The 16,926-nt window shown below is 59.5% G+C and carries 12 protein-coding genes; 5 read left to right on the top strand and 7 right to left on the bottom strand.

The genetic code is table 11. The annotated features are described in order from the left end of the window. Positions 1–18 precede the first annotated feature (18 nt). From Mal65_RS12265 to Mal65_RS12285, 5 genes are all read right to left on the bottom strand, one after another. Positions 19–1,554 carry a sulfatase gene (locus Mal65_RS12265; protein ID WP_231131353.1) on the bottom strand — a complete coding sequence of 512 codons (1,536 nt, stop codon included), beginning with the start codon at positions 1,552–1,554 and terminating at the stop codon, positions 19–21. Between the two features lie 207 nt (positions 1,555–1,761). Continuing rightward, entirely contained in the window at positions 1,762–2,679 is a 918-nt protein-coding gene (locus Mal65_RS12270; protein WP_145297853.1) for a TIGR03009 domain-containing protein, read from the bottom strand. Between the two features lie 246 nt (positions 2,680–2,925). After that, positions 2,926–3,345 carry a PaaI family thioesterase gene (locus tag Mal65_RS12275; RefSeq protein WP_145297856.1) on the bottom strand — a complete coding sequence of 140 codons (420 nt, stop codon included), beginning with the start codon at positions 3,343–3,345 and terminating at the stop codon, positions 2,926–2,928. 416 nt (positions 3,346–3,761) lie between these two features. After that, complete coding sequence (locus Mal65_RS12280; RefSeq protein ID WP_145297859.1) at positions 3,762–5,420, bottom strand: BBP7 family outer membrane beta-barrel protein; 1,659 nt, start codon at positions 5,418–5,420, stop codon at positions 3,762–3,764. Positions 5,421–5,884: 464 nt separating this feature from the next. Next, on the bottom strand, positions 5,885–6,550 hold the full coding sequence (locus Mal65_RS12285) for a metallophosphoesterase family protein (protein ID WP_145297861.1): 666 nt from the start codon (positions 6,548–6,550) through the stop codon (positions 5,885–5,887). A 286-nt stretch (positions 6,551–6,836) separates the two neighbouring features. Between Mal65_RS12285 and Mal65_RS12290 the strand changes: the two genes are divergently transcribed. Both Mal65_RS12290 and Mal65_RS12295 read left to right on the top strand, forming a co-directional pair. Further along, the gene (locus tag Mal65_RS12290) at positions 6,837–8,978 is read left to right on the top strand and encodes a vWA domain-containing protein (protein ID WP_145297864.1); all 2,142 of its coding nucleotides are present in this window, start codon (positions 6,837–6,839) and stop codon (positions 8,976–8,978) included. Positions 8,979–9,384: 406 nt separating this feature from the next. After that, positions 9,385–10,101: a DNRLRE domain-containing protein gene (locus tag Mal65_RS12295; protein ID WP_165701225.1), complete on the top strand. Its 717-nt coding sequence runs from the start codon at positions 9,385–9,387 to the stop codon at positions 10,099–10,101. Positions 10,102–10,466: 365 nt separating this feature from the next. Here Mal65_RS12295 and Mal65_RS12300 read toward each other — a convergent pair whose 3' ends face one another. Beyond that, on the bottom strand, positions 10,467–12,098 hold the full coding sequence (locus Mal65_RS12300) for a hypothetical protein (RefSeq protein WP_145297869.1): 1,632 nt from the start codon (positions 12,096–12,098) through the stop codon (positions 10,467–10,469). Between the two features lie 524 nt (positions 12,099–12,622). On the opposite strand from Mal65_RS12300, the gene Mal65_RS12305 reads away from it, so the two are divergent. From Mal65_RS12305 to Mal65_RS12315, 3 genes are all read left to right on the top strand, one after another. Next, positions 12,623–13,564 carry a proline racemase family protein gene (locus Mal65_RS12305; RefSeq protein ID WP_196784788.1) on the top strand — a complete coding sequence of 314 codons (942 nt, stop codon included), beginning with the start codon at positions 12,623–12,625 and terminating at the stop codon, positions 13,562–13,564. 83 nt (positions 13,565–13,647) lie between these two features. Next, positions 13,648–14,961 carry an NAD(P)/FAD-dependent oxidoreductase gene (locus Mal65_RS12310; protein ID WP_145297872.1) on the top strand — a complete coding sequence of 438 codons (1,314 nt, stop codon included), beginning with the start codon at positions 13,648–13,650 and terminating at the stop codon, positions 14,959–14,961. A gap of 42 nt (positions 14,962–15,003) precedes the next feature. Further along, the gene (locus tag Mal65_RS12315; RefSeq protein WP_174820163.1) at positions 15,004–15,609 is read left to right on the top strand and encodes a hypothetical protein; all 606 of its coding nucleotides are present in this window, start codon (positions 15,004–15,006) and stop codon (positions 15,607–15,609) included. 52 nt (positions 15,610–15,661) lie between these two features. On the opposite strand, the gene Mal65_RS12320 is transcribed toward Mal65_RS12315, so the two are convergent. After that, positions 15,662–16,918, bottom strand: a complete 1,257-nt coding sequence (locus Mal65_RS12320) for an NAD(P)/FAD-dependent oxidoreductase (RefSeq protein WP_145297875.1) — start codon at positions 16,916–16,918, stop codon at positions 15,662–15,664. Positions 16,919–16,926: the final 8 nt, after the last annotated feature.

A 16,926-nucleotide genomic window follows, 5' to 3' on the forward strand; every position in this document is an offset into this window, starting at 1 on the left:
CGCGATTTCCGGTTGGGGCTATTGCACCCAGTCTTCCATGACGATCTTTTTGTCTTGCCAATAAAAACCGTCGTCGCGCTTTTCCAAAATGCGGTGCGCGCTGCCCGGGGCCAACGGTTTTTCCGTTTCCGGCAGGTACGCCGACAAACGCTGCACCACGGAATCGAATTGCGATCGATCGTTATCGCCGGCCAACAGGTTTCGGTGTTCCAGAGGGTCGGCAGCCCGGTCGTACAATTCTTCTCCGCCGTCGGCGTAAACAATGTAACGCCAACGCGTATCACACACCGAATGGTTGCCGGCATTGTGCGTGCAAATCGCCGGACGATCGCGAACTTCGGCGGGGTCTTTCAGTTGCGGAACCAGGCTTAAACCTTCTTGACCCTCGGGGACCGACAAGCCGGTCAATTCACATAGCGTTGGATACAAATCTAATAACTCCGCCGGCGATTCGCATTTGACGTTGGCGGCAACCTTATGTTTGGTCAATCCGTCGGGAACGGAGATGATCAACGGCACTCGCGTGCTGCGTTGCCATAAGGTGTTCTTTCCCGAAACGGCCTTTTCACCCATGTGGTATCCGTGGTCGCTCCACAACACCACGATGGTCGAATCGGAAAGTCCGCTGGCGTCCAGCTGGTCCAAGATGCGGCCGACTTGGCTGTCAACGAAACTGACCGATGCCAGGTAGGACCGTGTCAGGTTTTTCAGTTGATTGTTTTCGCGCAGCCAACTGGTCCGCGGCTCGGGAAGGTCCCAGTGGATGTACCACGATGACATCGGTGTGTCGTCGCGATCGCCCGCGGGCATCGGCGGCATGGTCAGCGATTCGAATGGGTACATGTCGTACCACTTTTGGCTGACATAACAGGGCACGTGCGGCAGAAAGAATCCGGCGGCCAAAAAGAACGGTTCGTCGGACGACTTGGACAGCTGGTCCAGTTGATCCACGGCCCAAGACGCGACCACCCAGTCGCCTTTGTCTTCGTCACGGTGCGGGAACGTTCCCCAGTCCATCAGCGGGTGATCACCGCCCGGTGTCGGCGGGATCAGCTTCTTTTCGGGTTTGGCGCCGACACGGGCTGGCGGTCCCCACACGTCGGCTTCGGCATCGGATCCTTTGCCGCGCCCGTGTCCGCCGTGATGAATCTTTCCGCCCAGCAACGTCTTGTATCCGTTTGCGGAAAAGTATTGGGGCATTGTTACCAAGTCCGCCAGTTCGTCGACGTTGCGGATCCACGGCGCCAGTCCGTAAACGCCGGTGGACGTCGGTCGGCGACCGGTCATGATCGACGTGCGGCTGGGGTTACACAGCGGTGCCTGGCAGTGGGCGTTGGTGAACGTGACCCCGCGGCTGGCCAGGCGTTGCATCGCCGGCGTTTTGACTTGCGGGTGTCCGCCCAGCGGCTGGACCCAATCGTTCAGATCGTCGATGGCGATCATCAACACGTTGGGTTTCTTGGGCGATTGGTCGTCGGCGGTCGTGATGCTTTGAAGCAGCAGGACGCAAAGGGCGAGCCCCGCGAAGACCGAGAGCAAAGAGATCTTGGGCACGATGAAACCGTCGATGGAAAGTTGGCGGGCGGAACGCTTGGCGTGCCGTGGTCGGCACAGCAGGTGGGACACGAAACAACCGCATCGATCCAGTGGAACGATGCGGCTTCATGCGGCGTTCAGTATAGCCAACCGGCCGGTCGCTTGAGGACGTAGCCTGGTCCGTCTGAGACCTAGGGTTCCGACCTAGAAAATTCCCGACGCGAATCAGTTGCCCGGCGTGAATGTGTCGCGGTGGATCTTCCAATCCGACGGCGGCTTTTCGGGGATGAAGTTGTTCATGAAGTTGCTCAACCGGTTCATGCTGCCGTTTCGGGTCGCTTTGCTGAATTCGTAGATGTCGCGGTGCGGCGCGGTGCGAGCGTCATAGTTCGGGGCGTACATCACCAAACCGGCCGGCAAGAACGTGTCTTGTTGCAACACGATTTGAACCAGCTTGTACTGGGCCGCGTCTTGCTGACGTTTCGGCCAAGCTTCGATCATGATCAAATCGGGCTTGGGGGCCATCACTTGGCGGACCCAATAACGCTGTTTGATGTCGTTGGCTTTCAAGTTGAAAACGAACGGCAGCGGGCTGTCGATAATTCCTGCACCCTGCAGTTGCGGCGGCAACGCTTGGATGCGGCATTCTTTGTTGCTGCGGTCAAACTCCAACAGCTCTTTGCCGTTGCAAACCCAGTGTTCGCCGAACTGGCCATCGATGGCGGCGTGTTGTGGCTTGCCGCCTTCCATGCCTTTGTAGAACACCTTTTGGTCGACGCGGAACAGACCCTTGTCCGGTTCGGCGTACTTGATTTGACCCAGCGATGCCGACGCATAGATGCCGGCCGGTGCCGATGCGGTGTCATAGTGGTAACGATGGAACGTGCATTCCAAGGTCTTGGTGTTGCCGCTTTGCTTTTCCCAAGCCACCAGGATTTGGTCCAAGCGTGCTTGTTCGGCCGCGGACAACTGGAAGGGTGCAAGTGCGTTGTTTTGGTCGGGGGACTGTTGACCGCCCGATCGCGATGCCGAAGCGATCCGCTCCTGTGGCTGATTCGCCGTCTGGGCCGGTGCGGTAAAGCCGGCTGTCATGCCGTGCCAGGTCAGAAAGGCCATCGCCATGACCGTTGCGTGTCGCATCATCCTTGACGCCCGTTGTGTTGACTGCAAAGTCCGGTGGATCCGCGGCACGTGCCTGCGGATTGGCCACGGAGATCCGATCCGCCGCCACAGCGGGAAACTAGCAGGATGTTTCCCCGATCCGAAAGGCGAATTTGGATCAATTCGCGCTGGAAAATCCTCGGACCCCCACTTCCCAGACACTCCAGGTTGCCGGGCTTGACCGCCGTCGCCGGTGTGCGATGAGATTCGTCGTGGCGAAAAACGTGATCAGGACTGGGACAACACCGTGCAGGTGCTGGTCGCGGTGGCCACCAGCTTGCCCTTGGGACCGGTGATGTCGCACTGAACAAAACCGATCCGCAGGCCTCGTTCGACCACCGTTGCGGTCGCGGTCAGCAAGCCGTCTTTGACCGGCCGGATGAAGTTGATCTTCATCTCGATCGTCGAAAAGTCTTCGCTTTCCAACAGCGTGCGGCCGAAAGCGATCCCCATCGCCGCATCGGCCAACGCCGACACCAGGCCACCGTGCACCCGGCCCATCGGGTTATGGTGCTGGGGACCACACTTGATTCGCACGACCGCATGACCCAGCGGAGTGCCGGATTCCGGATCAGCCGGCGGCTGGACATCAAACCCGACCAGACGGCTGATCGGCGCGGTGGAGAAGCGTTCGGATTGGACGGGCAAGACGCTGTGAACCTTTGGGAATGACGGGCGACCTGGGAAATCCAGGTGATTGACGACGTCATTGTAGCGCTTGGTCGATACTTCCCGCGATCCCTCAACCGGCGATCAAATCAACCTGAATCTGATGCTGAGAATTGGCCGCGTTTTTATGGGGGGCCGGTACGTCCGCATGAGCGTTTCGCGATCCCGATAGGACTGCGCGACTTTCGCGTGTGCACCACGTCGCCCGGCCTCTCCGAGGCCGTGGGCTTTGGATACAAGCCTCGGAGAGACTTGGCTACGTGCTAGGCACTGTTTATCAATTCAACACGAAGGCCAATGAAAACGGTAACCCGACGCGTCAGCGAGGGACTCTTGATGAATGAATAACTTCGGCCCCTCGCTGACGCTTCGGGTTACCAATTGATAAACAGTGCCTAATAGGAATAGTGCAGTCCCAGGTGGATGCCGTGCACATAGATCGTATCGGTGCGAATCGCCAAGGCTGGACTCTGTTGGCCCGTTGGCGGGATCGCACTGTTGACGGCCAAGTCCGGGTCGATCATTCCCGACACCTGCAGGGCATCGGTCATGGCGATCAAGTGATAGCCGAATTTGACGTCGAATCGGGGAAAGCGGTGCCAGCCCAGCGACAGATCCATTTCCGGAATCCATCCGAACGTGTTGTCGTCCAGCGGTGACGAATTGGTGCTGCGGACCAGCAAGCCTTCGTTGATGATCGACTGGTTGCCGTCGACACTGGTGACCGTGGTTCCGCTGCGGCGGGCGCCACGTTGCAGCGATCCAAAACCGAATTTGAACAGACTGCGGAACGACCAGCATCCGGACGTGTGGCTGGTGGCCAAGCCGATTTGGCCGCCATGGAACTCGTTTTCTGCGTCGAACGTGTCGGTGACATCGATGATCGATCCGATCGGCGGCAATGTGACGTTAGGATCGATCGATGTGCTGGACGAATGGATCCGCAGTGATTCGTCGAAACGCATGTACTGGTATCCGTACAACACGTCGACTCGACCGGCAAAGCCCCGCATCCAAGGTTGATAGACGGCGATGTCCGCGCCGGCCACGTTGCTGGAACCGTTCACGCTGACCGATCCAAACGCGACATCGGGAAAGGCGATCTGCAGCGTTTCGTTGCCCGGCGTGTCACCATCGCTGACGTTAAAGAAGGGTCTCGTCAGCACGTTGAAGTTGGATTCATCGGCGCTGAAGTTGTACGTGTCTTCCCCGACCGCCCAAGCACGGAATCGCAGGCTGCGACACTGAGCTTCGTCCAACCAAGTCCCGATCATCAAACGGCCGCCCATCGTGGCGCCTTCGAACACGGTTCGGTCGCCGGCAAGTACGGTCGTATCGGCATCGTCCAAGTTGCCCGTCGATCCGGTCGTCACCAACGGCGGCAACCGATCGCCTTTTCGCCACATGGAAAGCAAATCAATGGACCCGAACCAACGATGCGGGGCGCGTACGATGTATCCGGTCGGACGGCACGCCGAACACCCGTCACAGGTCAGCGAATCACATCCGGAAATTCCGCTGTCACACGTCAACGCGTCACAGGCGGTGGATTCGATCCCGCATGCGGGTTCGCCGTAGTACTGCCCGTCATAGACGACTTCACCCGCGATTGCTTCGGCCGATACCGTCGGCGACGCGATTGACGACGGAACCGATTCGCTGACCATTGGAATCGGCGACGGCGGATCGGGCGCGACTGATTGAGCGTGAGATACCGGACGCAATTGCGGTTCCGGTGCCACTGTCATTCCGGAATCGACGCCGGCATCCACCAATCCGGCTTTGGATCGGTGGTATCGCGCGTCGTCGACTTCGCGGTAACGGTCGTCATCGGCCACAGCGGCGTCGGACACCGGCGGCTGATAAGTCCCACGATCGGGCTTTTTCATTCGAATGCCCTGCGCGTTCGCGGCGGTCGCATGGAATACGGCAACCGTCGCCAAAGCCATCACGCCGCGGCGGACCCAACGGGTCGCGACGGCGGATCGGGTGGCGGGCGGAACGGTGCGGGCGTCGTTGGAATCGGCGGCGTGTGCAATCGGCCAGGTGGTCATCGCGTTGATCTCGGCAGGCGAGAAGTTGATGGACGAACACGACAACAGACTCACCCGGGCGGCGCAAAACCGGTGGCGCCGCTGCGAGCTGTCGTCGTACCTTCAACTTCGACCATGACGGTCGTGACGATGAAACAAATCTGGCAAGGTTTGCCGGTTGTGACGGTTTTGCCGACGACCCGATGTGAAGACAGGCAAAACACGCGGATTGCGTGGCAGGACGTGATTCCGGGTCGGACGCGACTTGCCGAGAGCGGAAGAAGACTTTGGCCGCGAAATGCTGATGGTTTCAGCACTTCACCCTCCCGCCCTGCGTGAGGGTCGGGATCGAGGAACGAGATTCCGGGGAGGGTGCTTTGGCCGCGCGACTTCCCCTCGCTATGACTCGAACATCTCGCGGGGAGGAAAACTCTGAACCGCTTCGGAACCAGGCGGACACTTCGCCCTACTGTTATACGCTGCTCCTACTGTGACACGCGAACTTGGCCTTGCTGGTTGGCCTGCCAGAATGATCGCTCGTTCAGGTCCATCGCGGTCAGCCACTGGCCGCCATAGGCATAGGTGTCCAAACAGATCAGGTGCCCCAGATCGACGACTTCACCGTCGCGGTTGGCCGTGTGGCCGACGATCGCCGTTTTGCCGCTGTAATGCTGCGGCGGGACGCCACGCATCAAGCTGTGCCAACGCAGCAGATCCACCGGCTGTTGTTCCAGCGGCAGCCCCGCATCGTACGCCGCGTGCGTGAAGAAAAACGCGTCGGTTTCAAAGAAGTCGCCCAGGTTGTCCAGAAAGTTCTGGTGTTCGGGCGGCAGAAAATTCAGATCGCCGTCAAAGCCATAGCTGTCCAGCGTTTCGATCCCGCCGTGCTTCAGCCATTCGTGGTGCGGGGCTTCCCCGCGAACCACCTCCAGCATCATCTCCTCGTGGTTGCCCATCAGACAGACCAATTGAGTCTGGCCGCCCAACTGGATCAATCGATCGATCACGCCACGCGAATCGGGGCCTCGATCGACATAATCGCCCAAGGCCACCACCAGATCGTCCGGATCGGGTTGGACGTGCCGCAGCAGATTTTCCAAGGCAACGGTGCAACCGTGGATATCACCAATCGCAATCAGACGTCCGCTCACTAACGGGGCTCGCTACGGGTTCTTGTCATCGGGCATGCCACGCCATCCGTTGTCGCGTGGCTGGAAACGGAACGGACGAATGTATCGGTTGCAACGAAAAATCGCACGGGGGTCAACGTTGACGCCATACCGAAGCGTGCCGGTTGTTGTGCATTCATCATGCCGCTGATGACCGTGCGGGCTGCGACAATGAGTACAATACAAGGGTCCGCACGTTCCAACATTGCCCTCTTCCTGCTCCTCCATTCTGATTGCATCCGCCCGCGGATCGGGTCAGACTGATTGAATGTCGACGACGCTGCCCCCCGAAATACCGACGCCGACAGGCACGCCGGCCGCCGTCACGGCGATCCCGGCGGATCGTCTGGACGATGGTGCCCACGCGGCCGCCGACCACGCGCCCGACGATGCGGCGGGCGACGCATCGGACGACACCGATTCCGACTGGGACGAATTCGACGACTGGGATGACCCGCCGTGGTGGGCCAGCGATTGGGCGGCCATCTTGGTCACCAGCATCGTCGCGCACCTGATCGTCGTTTTGACCCTGGCGCTCGTCCGATTGCACCAACCGATCGAAGAACAGGTCGCGTTGATGGCGGCCAAGAGTGAGAATGTTCCGGATCCGGTCAATTTGATCGACACGCTGCAGTACAGCGACGACCCGGAAGAAAGCATCGGCGCTGATTCGCTAAGCGTGTCCGAAGCCGCAACGGCAACCGCCATCGAGTTCGCCGAAATCGCGGAGATCCCTTCGCCGGTCGACACGCCGCCGGTGGACTTTGGCCAAGTGATCGCCAGCGAAGTGTTCTCGCAGCCCGTCGCGCCCATGCAACGGCTGACCAACCAAAAGGGCAAAGTCGGCGAAGGCACGCAAGGAGCCGCCGGGGCGATCGATCGCATCACGTTCGAAATCTTAAAGTCGATGGAAGAACGCCCGACTCTGGTCGCTTGGCTGTTCGACCAAAGCGGTTCGCTGCACCGACAACGACAGCAAATCATCGGACGCTTTGATCGCATCTATGAAGAACTGGGGATCGTCCAAGAAAACGACGAGCGATTCAAAGAACGCAAGGGGGCCGACGTCCCGCTGTTGACGTCCATCGTCGGCTTCGGACAAACCGTCCAGCTGTACAACGAGAAACCCAGCGACGATCTGGGGGAGATCAAACAAATCATTAACTCCATCAATGTCGATTCCTCCGGCGTCGAACGCGTCTTCACGGCGGTGGAAGAAGCCGCCAACGAGTTCAAACGCTTTCGACGAAACACCGGCGATGGTCCGGCCCGCAACGTCATCTTCATCGTGGTCACCGACGAACGTGGCGACGATGCGGAGCGTTTGGAGCGGGCGATCGGCACCTGTCGTCGCTACGCCATCCCCGTTCACGTGATCGGAGTCCCGGCACCCTTTGGCCGCGAACACACGTACGTGAAATACGTCGACCCCGATCCGCGGTTCGATCAATCCGCTCGTTGGGCCGAAGTCGATCAGGGGCCGGAGACGCTGTTGCCCGAGCGAGTGCAAGTCGGCTTCACCGGCGATTTTCAACAAGAACCGACCGTGGACAGTGGTTTTGGTCCCTATGCGTTGACCCGGCTTTGCTATGAAACCGGTGGGATCTATTTCACCGTTCACCCGAACCGCAACATGAATCGCGCGGTGTATCGCGGCGAAGTCGATCCGTATGCGTCCGACCTGCGGTACTTCTTTGATCCCGACGTGATGTCACGTTACCGGCCGGATTATCTCAGCCCCAAAGACTATCTGGAATTCGTCCGTCAGAGTCCTTTGCGTCAAGCTTTGGTGCAGGCGGCTCGGATGAAACCGGCCCAGGGGATCGACGCACCACGCACGCGTTTCGTCAAACGCAACGACGCCGGGCTGGTCGCCGACCTGACGCGGGCGCAACAGGACGCGGCCAAGTTGGAACCGACGTTGTTGATGATGGCCCAAACCTTGATGCCGGGGATGGAGCATCGGAGTGATGAAACCAGTCCGCGTTGGCAAGCCGGTTTCGACTTGGCGATGGGACGTGTGCTGGCACAAAAGGTTCGCACCGAAACCTACAACGCGATGTTGGCCAAGGCGAAACGCGGGATGGCGTTCAGCGATGCAAAGAACAACACATGGGTCCTGAAGCCCGCCGATGAAATCACCGTGGGCAGCCGCTGGCAACGCGAAGCCGAAACCGCCAAGGCGTTGCTGCAGAGTGTCGTCGACAACCATCCCAAGACGCCCTGGGCGCTGTTGGCCAGCCAAGAACTGTCCACGCCGATCGGTTGGCAATGGACCGAACAGTTCACCGCCCCCGATCCACCGCGACCGAATCGTCCGGGCAACAATAACCCCAACCCGCGCCCGCCCCGTGACGATCAAGCTCGGATGCTACAGAAGGCCCCCACTCGGCCGATCCCGAAGCTGTAACAATCACACCGCTTTCGGTTATCGGTCTGCGACGTTGCTGTCGTTCCGCCTGAGCCGTCGGCCGTCAGGCCTCGGGACACTGAAATCCGGCATCCGGTTCTATCATCGCACAACCTCATAACAGGCAACGGCGTTTCCGAGCCACCTGGCACTGGGCCTGACCGTGTGCCGGCCAATCAAGCGCCGCACCGAATCAAATTTCTCGTCAACGTTCGGGAATCAAGCTACTTCACAGGTAGGCGTGCCGTCCGGGCCGATCGGGTTGCGGTTGATCATCGCGTGACGGTGCGCTGAATCACGTCGGCACTTCTTTTGCCATCCTTCGATGCGAACCGAGTTTGCGGTGTCTGGGCGCAAACACGTGCCCCATCGCACACGATGTGAGCTTGTTGAGGGATTTGCAACGATGAACGGGACAAAACTGATCACTGCCAGCTGTGTTTGGATCGCAATGACCGGTGTGAATGTGTGTGGCGAAATCGTGACGCTGGCGTTGATCGAAGACACCTACATCGACGGCAGCACAATTCTGGGTGGAAACAACGACAATCATGGCAGCAGTACCGCATTCTCCGCTTCCCGGAATGCTCACCTGTGGAGTGATACGCTGATCCGGCCCGTTGACGTTTTTGGCAGCGGCCCATCGCAGGTTGGGATCAACGATGTGATTCATCGCGCTCAGTTGCATGTCTGGCTCGATCTTTCTTGGGGAAATCCAACCAACACCTTTTCTCTTTATCAGCTGAATTCCGATTGGTCCGAATCGACGGTGACCAGCAATAGCTATGGCCGCGTTACCCATAATGCCACCGGTGGGCCGATAGACACACTTGCGGGCCCCACGACCAATCCCTATTCGACCGACACCGAGTATGTGTTCGATGTGACAATCAGTTTGCAAGATTGGCAATCCGGAGGTTCGAATTTCGGTTGGGGGTTGACTGCGACGGGTGCTCGCAATGAGTTTTTCTCAAGCGAGTCGAATAACACGTCTCGACGTCCATCCTTGGTCATCGATGCATCGGCCGTTCCCGAACCTACGGGATCCGCATTTCTTCTGGCACTGACGATCGCAGGCGGCGTTCGTGCGCACAAAATGCGCCGAAGGTTTGGCTCCGCATAACGACGCGGAGGATGGGCGTTCGAAGACCGCCGCGCGAGAGGCCATGTGGGGTGCGTGCCCGGCGGTGGCGATTGATCGCTGAATGCTGGCACCAAGCCGGCGACACTAAGTACGCGAACAGGTCTATCCAAGTTTAGTAATCCGACGCGTGAGTTTTGAAGTTGCGCTTATGCCTGCGGCACCGGATATTGGTAACCCGACGCGTCAGCGAGGGAAAATCGAAATTGACTCGTCCCTCGCTGACGCGTCGGGTTACCAGAAAAACGCAACTTCAAAGCGAATGAGCGAGGAACAAACCGGCGAAGAACGCGGTCCCTCGCTGACGCATCGGGTTGCCATTTGTCGCAATACTCCTGTCCGCCTGCTTAGCGGTTGAGGGTGCCGTCGGTGTCGGGGACCGTTGCGATACGCTGGCCCCATTGGTCCAGTTGGTTCAACCAATCGATGGCCAATTCCGCGACGGCTTTCCACTGTTGGGGATCGAACTCCGGTGCAACGGCTGGACGCTGGAGCGGAAGATCCGAAAGGGCGTCGGCCAGTTGAACGTTGGCGTCGGCACGCATCTGTGACGCGGAGACCAAGCCGCGACTGATTTCCCGAAGGTTCCAGTTTTGACGTGCATATTGTGACAGCAAGACCACGTCACTCGCGACGGAACGCTGTTGGTCTTGGTAGTCGTTCCAAGCATCGCCTGTCACCGTGGCCAGGCCGTCGGCCAAACCTTGGATCGGCGTGATCCATTGCTGAACTGTGACTGTCGGCTGCGCGGGGGACACCGGGGCAGGTTCCGCCAACCCCGAGCCGATCACGTCGGTATCCGGCGACGGCATCGCAGCAACAAAAGCGTCAGCGGCTTCCGGTTCCGGGGCGGTGACGAAATCGTCAAAGACCGCACGGTGGCGAATACAGAAGGGACGCGTCACCAGAGGCTGATAGCCCCAGATCGGTAGGTCCTTGGCCGCCACGTCGTACGGCATGTACGACTCGGTCGCCGGCGCCGCGGCAGGCTGAGCGGCGGTGACTTCTTCGGCGATCGCTTCCTTGACGGGGGCGGGCCGATGCCACTGCTGGGCGATCAAGTCGGCGATCGTGCGTTCCGGGCCCGCGATGGCCGGTTCAAAGATTGCCAAGCCGTCGATCCCGTCGACAAAGGGAACGGGACCATTGAATTTAGACGGCGAATCGTCGGCGGGTGAAGCGTCTTTCGGGGAGTCGATTGGTGCGGCCGCGACCGACTCCGTTTCGGGGGCCTGTTCCAGTGTGACGATGAACGGGCCGGTACCGGCAAAGGGGGCATCATCGATTGGGGCGGCGGCGACCGATTGTTCAGGCGCCGATTCGGGGGAGTCGTCGGGTTGGCCAACGTCCAGCGGTTCATACTTTGCCAGCGCGTCCAGCTGGCTGCGTAGTTTCGTTTCCGCGTCGCTGGGAGTGAACGGATCGGCGGGCTCCGGTGCAACGTCCTGTGCGACGATGGAGGAATCGGTCACCGGAGGTGCATGCTTGGCGATGAAAGCACGGACGTCTTGGACAATGTCGCGTGAATCAGCGGCGGTCAGGCTGAGCGGTTCGATGATCTGTTGCAAACCGGCACCGAAGCGAGCCGACAGTGTCGATGCGGCAAAGGCCAGCGAATCTTGGATCGACAGTGCCGTCGGGTTGGCTTCCAAACGCGACTGTTCCGGTTTGCACGACGTTTGTTCAAACGATTCGTCCAGAACGAACATCATGACGCCGCCCTTACCGCTGAAGGGAAGGGGCCGTAGGTCCGACTTTGCGGCAAGGGCGGCAGGATTCTTCGCAACGTCAGAGGAACGATCGGCGGGGCCATCGTGGGCGGCGACGGGGGTGCCCAGCGATGGTGCCAAAGTGAATGCGGCGGTCATCAGCCAAGCCAGACGGCGGCGGGCCAACGGTCGGCGGCGGGCGTGACACTTCCGCGATAAACGGGGCATGACTTTGGTCATCATCAGATCGTCCTCATGACGTTGCGACATCGATCGACGAAGATCACAGGCCCGCATCACCGGGAATGAACGGTATTGCTTTGGCGATGCTGACCCTGATTCAAAAAGACAGGCACCGTCGGCACCAAACGCCGACGATGCCGCCTCCATGCGGCCTGGTCCATTTCGCTTCCGTGCACGACGCACCAGTACAGGAAACCACGAAACGACCTGCCCATCACTGTCGGCCGGATCAGGCGACTTCAGGCGGGACTTGAATGGTCGCCCACCGACAGCGGATCAATCTTCTTCGAAATCGATGCCTGCCGCCGAGCGTCCAAAAATGGCTGACTCTCGACGGCGGGGGAATCAATTCACAAGCTTCTTCGTCCAATCAACGATCAGGGGTTCTGTTCGGATCAAGAAAGAATTGGCGATCAACTGAAAAGGATCCGGTCGTACCGGTTACGAAATTTTCTGGCTCGCTTGCGGACGTTGCCGACAGCGGGCAACATGTCGGCGACCAACGATCGGACATCGATTCGATGGTAATCCCAGCACGAGGATTCGTTTGGATGCTGCGTAGAGTTCACTTCATCGATTCGCACACCGCCGGCGAACCGACCCGCACGATTGTTGCCGGGTTGCCCGATTTGGGGACGCAATGCGTGGCGGATCGCCGACGTCGCTTGGTACAGCAACAGGATGCGTTTCGACACTTGGTCTTGGCCGAACCACGCGGCAGCGAAATCTTGGTCGGTGCGTTGTTGATCGATGATTTGCCCGACACTCAAGACACCGGCGTGGTCTTTTTCAACAACGTCGGGGCGCTGCACATGTGTGGTCACGGAACGATCGGTGTCGCGGTGACCTTGGCCTATCTGGGGCGTATCGATTCGGGACGCCATACGATCCAAACGTCGGTCGGACCGGTGCAGTTCGAATTGTCTGATGACTTACACACCGTTCGTTTACAAAACGTGCCCAGCTATCGTCTTGCTCATGACGTTGCGGTGACCCTGGACGACGGAAGAACGATTCACGGTGACGTGGCCTGGGGCGGCAATTGGTTTTTCTTGACCGAACACAACGATGATCCTCTGACGTTGTCCAACGTCGATGCGTTGACGATCCATTGTCAACAAATCAAAGCCGCGCTTCAGCGTCAGGGCATTTCCGGGGACCAGGGGCGCGAAATCGATCACATCGAACTTTATCAGTCGGTCGGGCCGCTGGCGGGACGAAATTTCGTGCTGTGCCCGGGCGGCCAGTTCGATCGTTCACCGTGTGGAACCGGGACCAGTGCCAAAGTTGCCTGCCTGGCCGCCGATGGTCATTTGAAGCCCGGCCAAAAGTGGCGTCAGCAAAGTGTGACGGGGACTTGGTTCGAAGCCAGTTACGAAGCGGCCGATCATGGCCAGGTGATCCCGACCATCCAAGGCGACGCTTGGATCACCGCCGACGGGACGCTGCTGTTTGACACCGACGACCCGCTGGCCGCCGGTGCGCGTTGGTGAAGCGATCGTCATCGTCGACCGGCCCTTTACTTTTTTCAACATCATGAGCCCCGCACGCCAAACGAAGGCCGGGATCCGATCCGATGGATGATACGCCTGCCCATGACATTCAATCTCGCCGTGTTGTGATCATCGGCGGAGGAATCATCGGTGTCGCTGCGGCTCATTTCTTGAAGAACGACGGTCATGACGTGGTGGTCGTGGACAAGGGGCCGATCGGCGGAGCTTGTTCGCATGGCAATTGTGGACTGGTTTGTCCCAGCCACGTCTTGCCGCTGGCCGAACCCGGTGCACCCTGGTCGGCGATGCGGTCGATGTTGAATCCGGCCAGCGCGTTTCGGGTCAAGCCGCGATTGGATCCGTCGTTGTGGTCGTGGTTTTGGAACTTCAACCGTCGCTGTAACCAGCGGGATATGCTGGAATCCGCCGCGGCAATCCAGCCGCTGTTGCTGCGTTCGATGCGGCTGTACGAGGAACTGGTCACCGAAGATGCGCCGACGGACATCCGCTGTGACTGGACCAAGCGTGGATTGTTGTTCGTCTATCGCGACGCCAAGCCCTTGGACGCCTACGCCCCGACGGATCGGCTGTTGGGCGAACGTTTCAATGAATCGGCGGTGCGATTTGGGCCGGGCGAATTGGTGGAACGTGAACCGGCGCTGCGTGACGATTTGGCCGGTGGCTGGTGGTTCGAACACGACGCGCACTTGCGTCCGGACAAGTTGTTGAACTCTTGGGTCGAATCGCTGCGTGGCCGTGGTGTTCGCTTCATTCCCGATGCCGAACTGACGGAATTGGTGATCCAGGATGGTGTCGCCCGTGATGCCAAGCTGAAAACGTCCGCCGGTGAAGAATCGGTTGACGGCGACGTCTTCTTGTTCGCCACGGGGGCTTGGACGCCGCTGTTGTCGCGATGGTTAAAAATCACCGTGCCGATCCAGCCGGGCAAAGGCTATTCGATCACTTTGCCCGCGCCGGCCGGTGGGCCCCAGTCGCCGATGATCTTTCCCCAGCACCGTGTGGCGGTGACGCCGATGAACGACCGCCTGCGGCTGGGATCGATCATGGAGTTTGTGGGCTATGACGAATCGATCCAGCCCAAACGCTTGCGGCTGTTGACCGAGGCAACGCGGACCTATTTGCGCGGCGATTTGGCCGACGCCATCGACGCGGCGCCGCAGGACGATGCTTGGCAAGGCTGGCGTCCGATGACCTATGACAGCACACCGGTGATCGGTCGCTGCGGAGCGTACGAAAACGTGTACGTGTCGGCCGGACACAATATGCTAGGGATCAGCATGGCGCCGGCTTCGGGCCAGTTGATCGCATCGTTGATCAGCGGGACCACGCCGGCACTGGATCCGACGCCGTATCGTCCCCAGCGATTTGCGGTGTAAGCCGAACCCGATTGTCCCCACGAATCCTTCACCGGAACGCCGATGAATTCACCGCTACGCATGCAGCCGATGTTTGTCCAAGCGTTGCCGGCCGAACCGGACGAAGCGATGCGACGGATCCGACGAGCCATTGCGACCGAAGAGTTGGCCGGCCAAGCGGTCGCGGCCGGACACGTGGTCGATTTTAAAATCGAGCGAGCCAAACGCCGGTTTTGGTCACCCCACTTGTCCGTTCACGTTTGTGCCGACGATTCGGCCGGCGTCGACCAGGCCACGCAAAGCGAAGCGTATTGCCGGTTCTCGCCTCGTCCGGAAATTTGGACGATGTTCATGGCGGTCTATTTCTCGGCCGGCTGTTTCATCTTTGCCGCCGCGATCTGGGGTTATGTCCAATGGTTCATGGGCGATTCCCCTTGGGCGTTGGTCGTCATCCCCGTCTGCCTGTTGGTCATCGTGGGGCTGCACATCGCCAGCCTAATTGGCCAAGGATTCAGCACCGACCAGATGCACGTGCTGCGCAGCCGATGGGAACGTACGGTCGAACTAGCCTTTGCACCGGAGTCGACACTTCACACGGATGTGCATCCGACCGGGGCACCCGAGACCGACGTCTGGGATGGGACCGAATCGGTCGGTTCGGGAATTTGATCGACGATTCCCTTGCGCCGGGCGGACCGGCACGTTTTGGCCCCGGACCGGGCTAAGAGGTCGACATCATGTCGGATTCGGGCCGCTGGACGCTTTGGATCATTGAATCCATGTCGGGGAACAGCTTGCCGGCCTTCTCGTGAAAGATGCGACCGATCAACAGGTCCGTAACGCCACCACGGTGTTCCGGGTGTTTTTTCATAAATTGGCCGATGCTGAAGTCTTTGCTGTAGAAAGCAAACACCAGCTTGCGAAGCCACGTCATGCCTTCCTTGAATTCGCCGCACCAGCTGCCAAGCTGCTCTGCCGAAACGTCCTTCTTCGCCAAGCCTTCCGCCACGGCATCACCGGCACGGACGCCCATTTCCAAGGCAAAGTAGACGCCGCTGCTGTACACCGGATCTAGGAACCCGAAAGCATCGCCCACCAAGACCCAGCCGTTGCCGGAATGCTGGGTCGTCATGTAGGAGAACTCTTTCGCCGTGCGGATTTGCCCGACACGCGTCGCATCGGCCAAACGCGATTTCATACCGGGACAACGTTCCAGTTCTTCGGCGAAGACCTCCGCTGGGGTCCCGCGACCTTTCAACAGGTAATCGTTGTCCGAAACCACACCGACGCTGGTGATCCCGCGCGACTGAGGGATGAACCAAAACCAAGCGTCTTTGGATTCGGTGTGCATGATGATCGTGGCACCTTCGTTATCACCTTCGCCACGACGTGCGTTTTGATAGTAAGTCCAGATAGCCGCCTTACGAAGTTCTTCGTTCATCTGCTTCAGGCCAAGCTTGTTGGCGATGAACGCTTGCTGGCCGGTCGCGTCGATCACGACACGACAATCGATTCGTTTTGACTGACCGTCAGCATCTTTCACCGTCACCCCGGTGACCTGACCCGCATCATCGGTATGGACGTCCATCAATCGAGTGCGGTCTTGGCAATCGGCGCCGAGTTCACCGGCGCGGTCGAACAACATTTTGTCAAATTCGCTGCGTTCAACTTGCCAGGTGTCGCTGCAATCGCGATCGTCGTGGGTGCGAAAGAAAAACGGCTCCGATTCATTGCCGCGACCGGACACGAATTGGACGGATTTTTTGATTTGCCATCCCGCGTCGCGGACCCGCTCGTTCAGCCCCAGTCGCTGCAGCGGCCAATAGGTTTCCGGCATCAAGGATTCACCGACGTGAAAACGTGGGACCGGTTCACGTTCGATCAACAGCGTCGAGTGGCCGGCTTCGGCGACCACTGCCGCGGCCGCACCGCCTGCCGGACCCGCACCCACTACCACACAATCGTAACTGGCTTGCATCTTTCGAA

Source organism: Crateriforma conspicua (assembly GCF_007752935.1).
Taxonomy (GTDB): Bacteria; Planctomycetota; Planctomycetia; order Pirellulales; family Pirellulaceae; genus Crateriforma; species Crateriforma conspicua.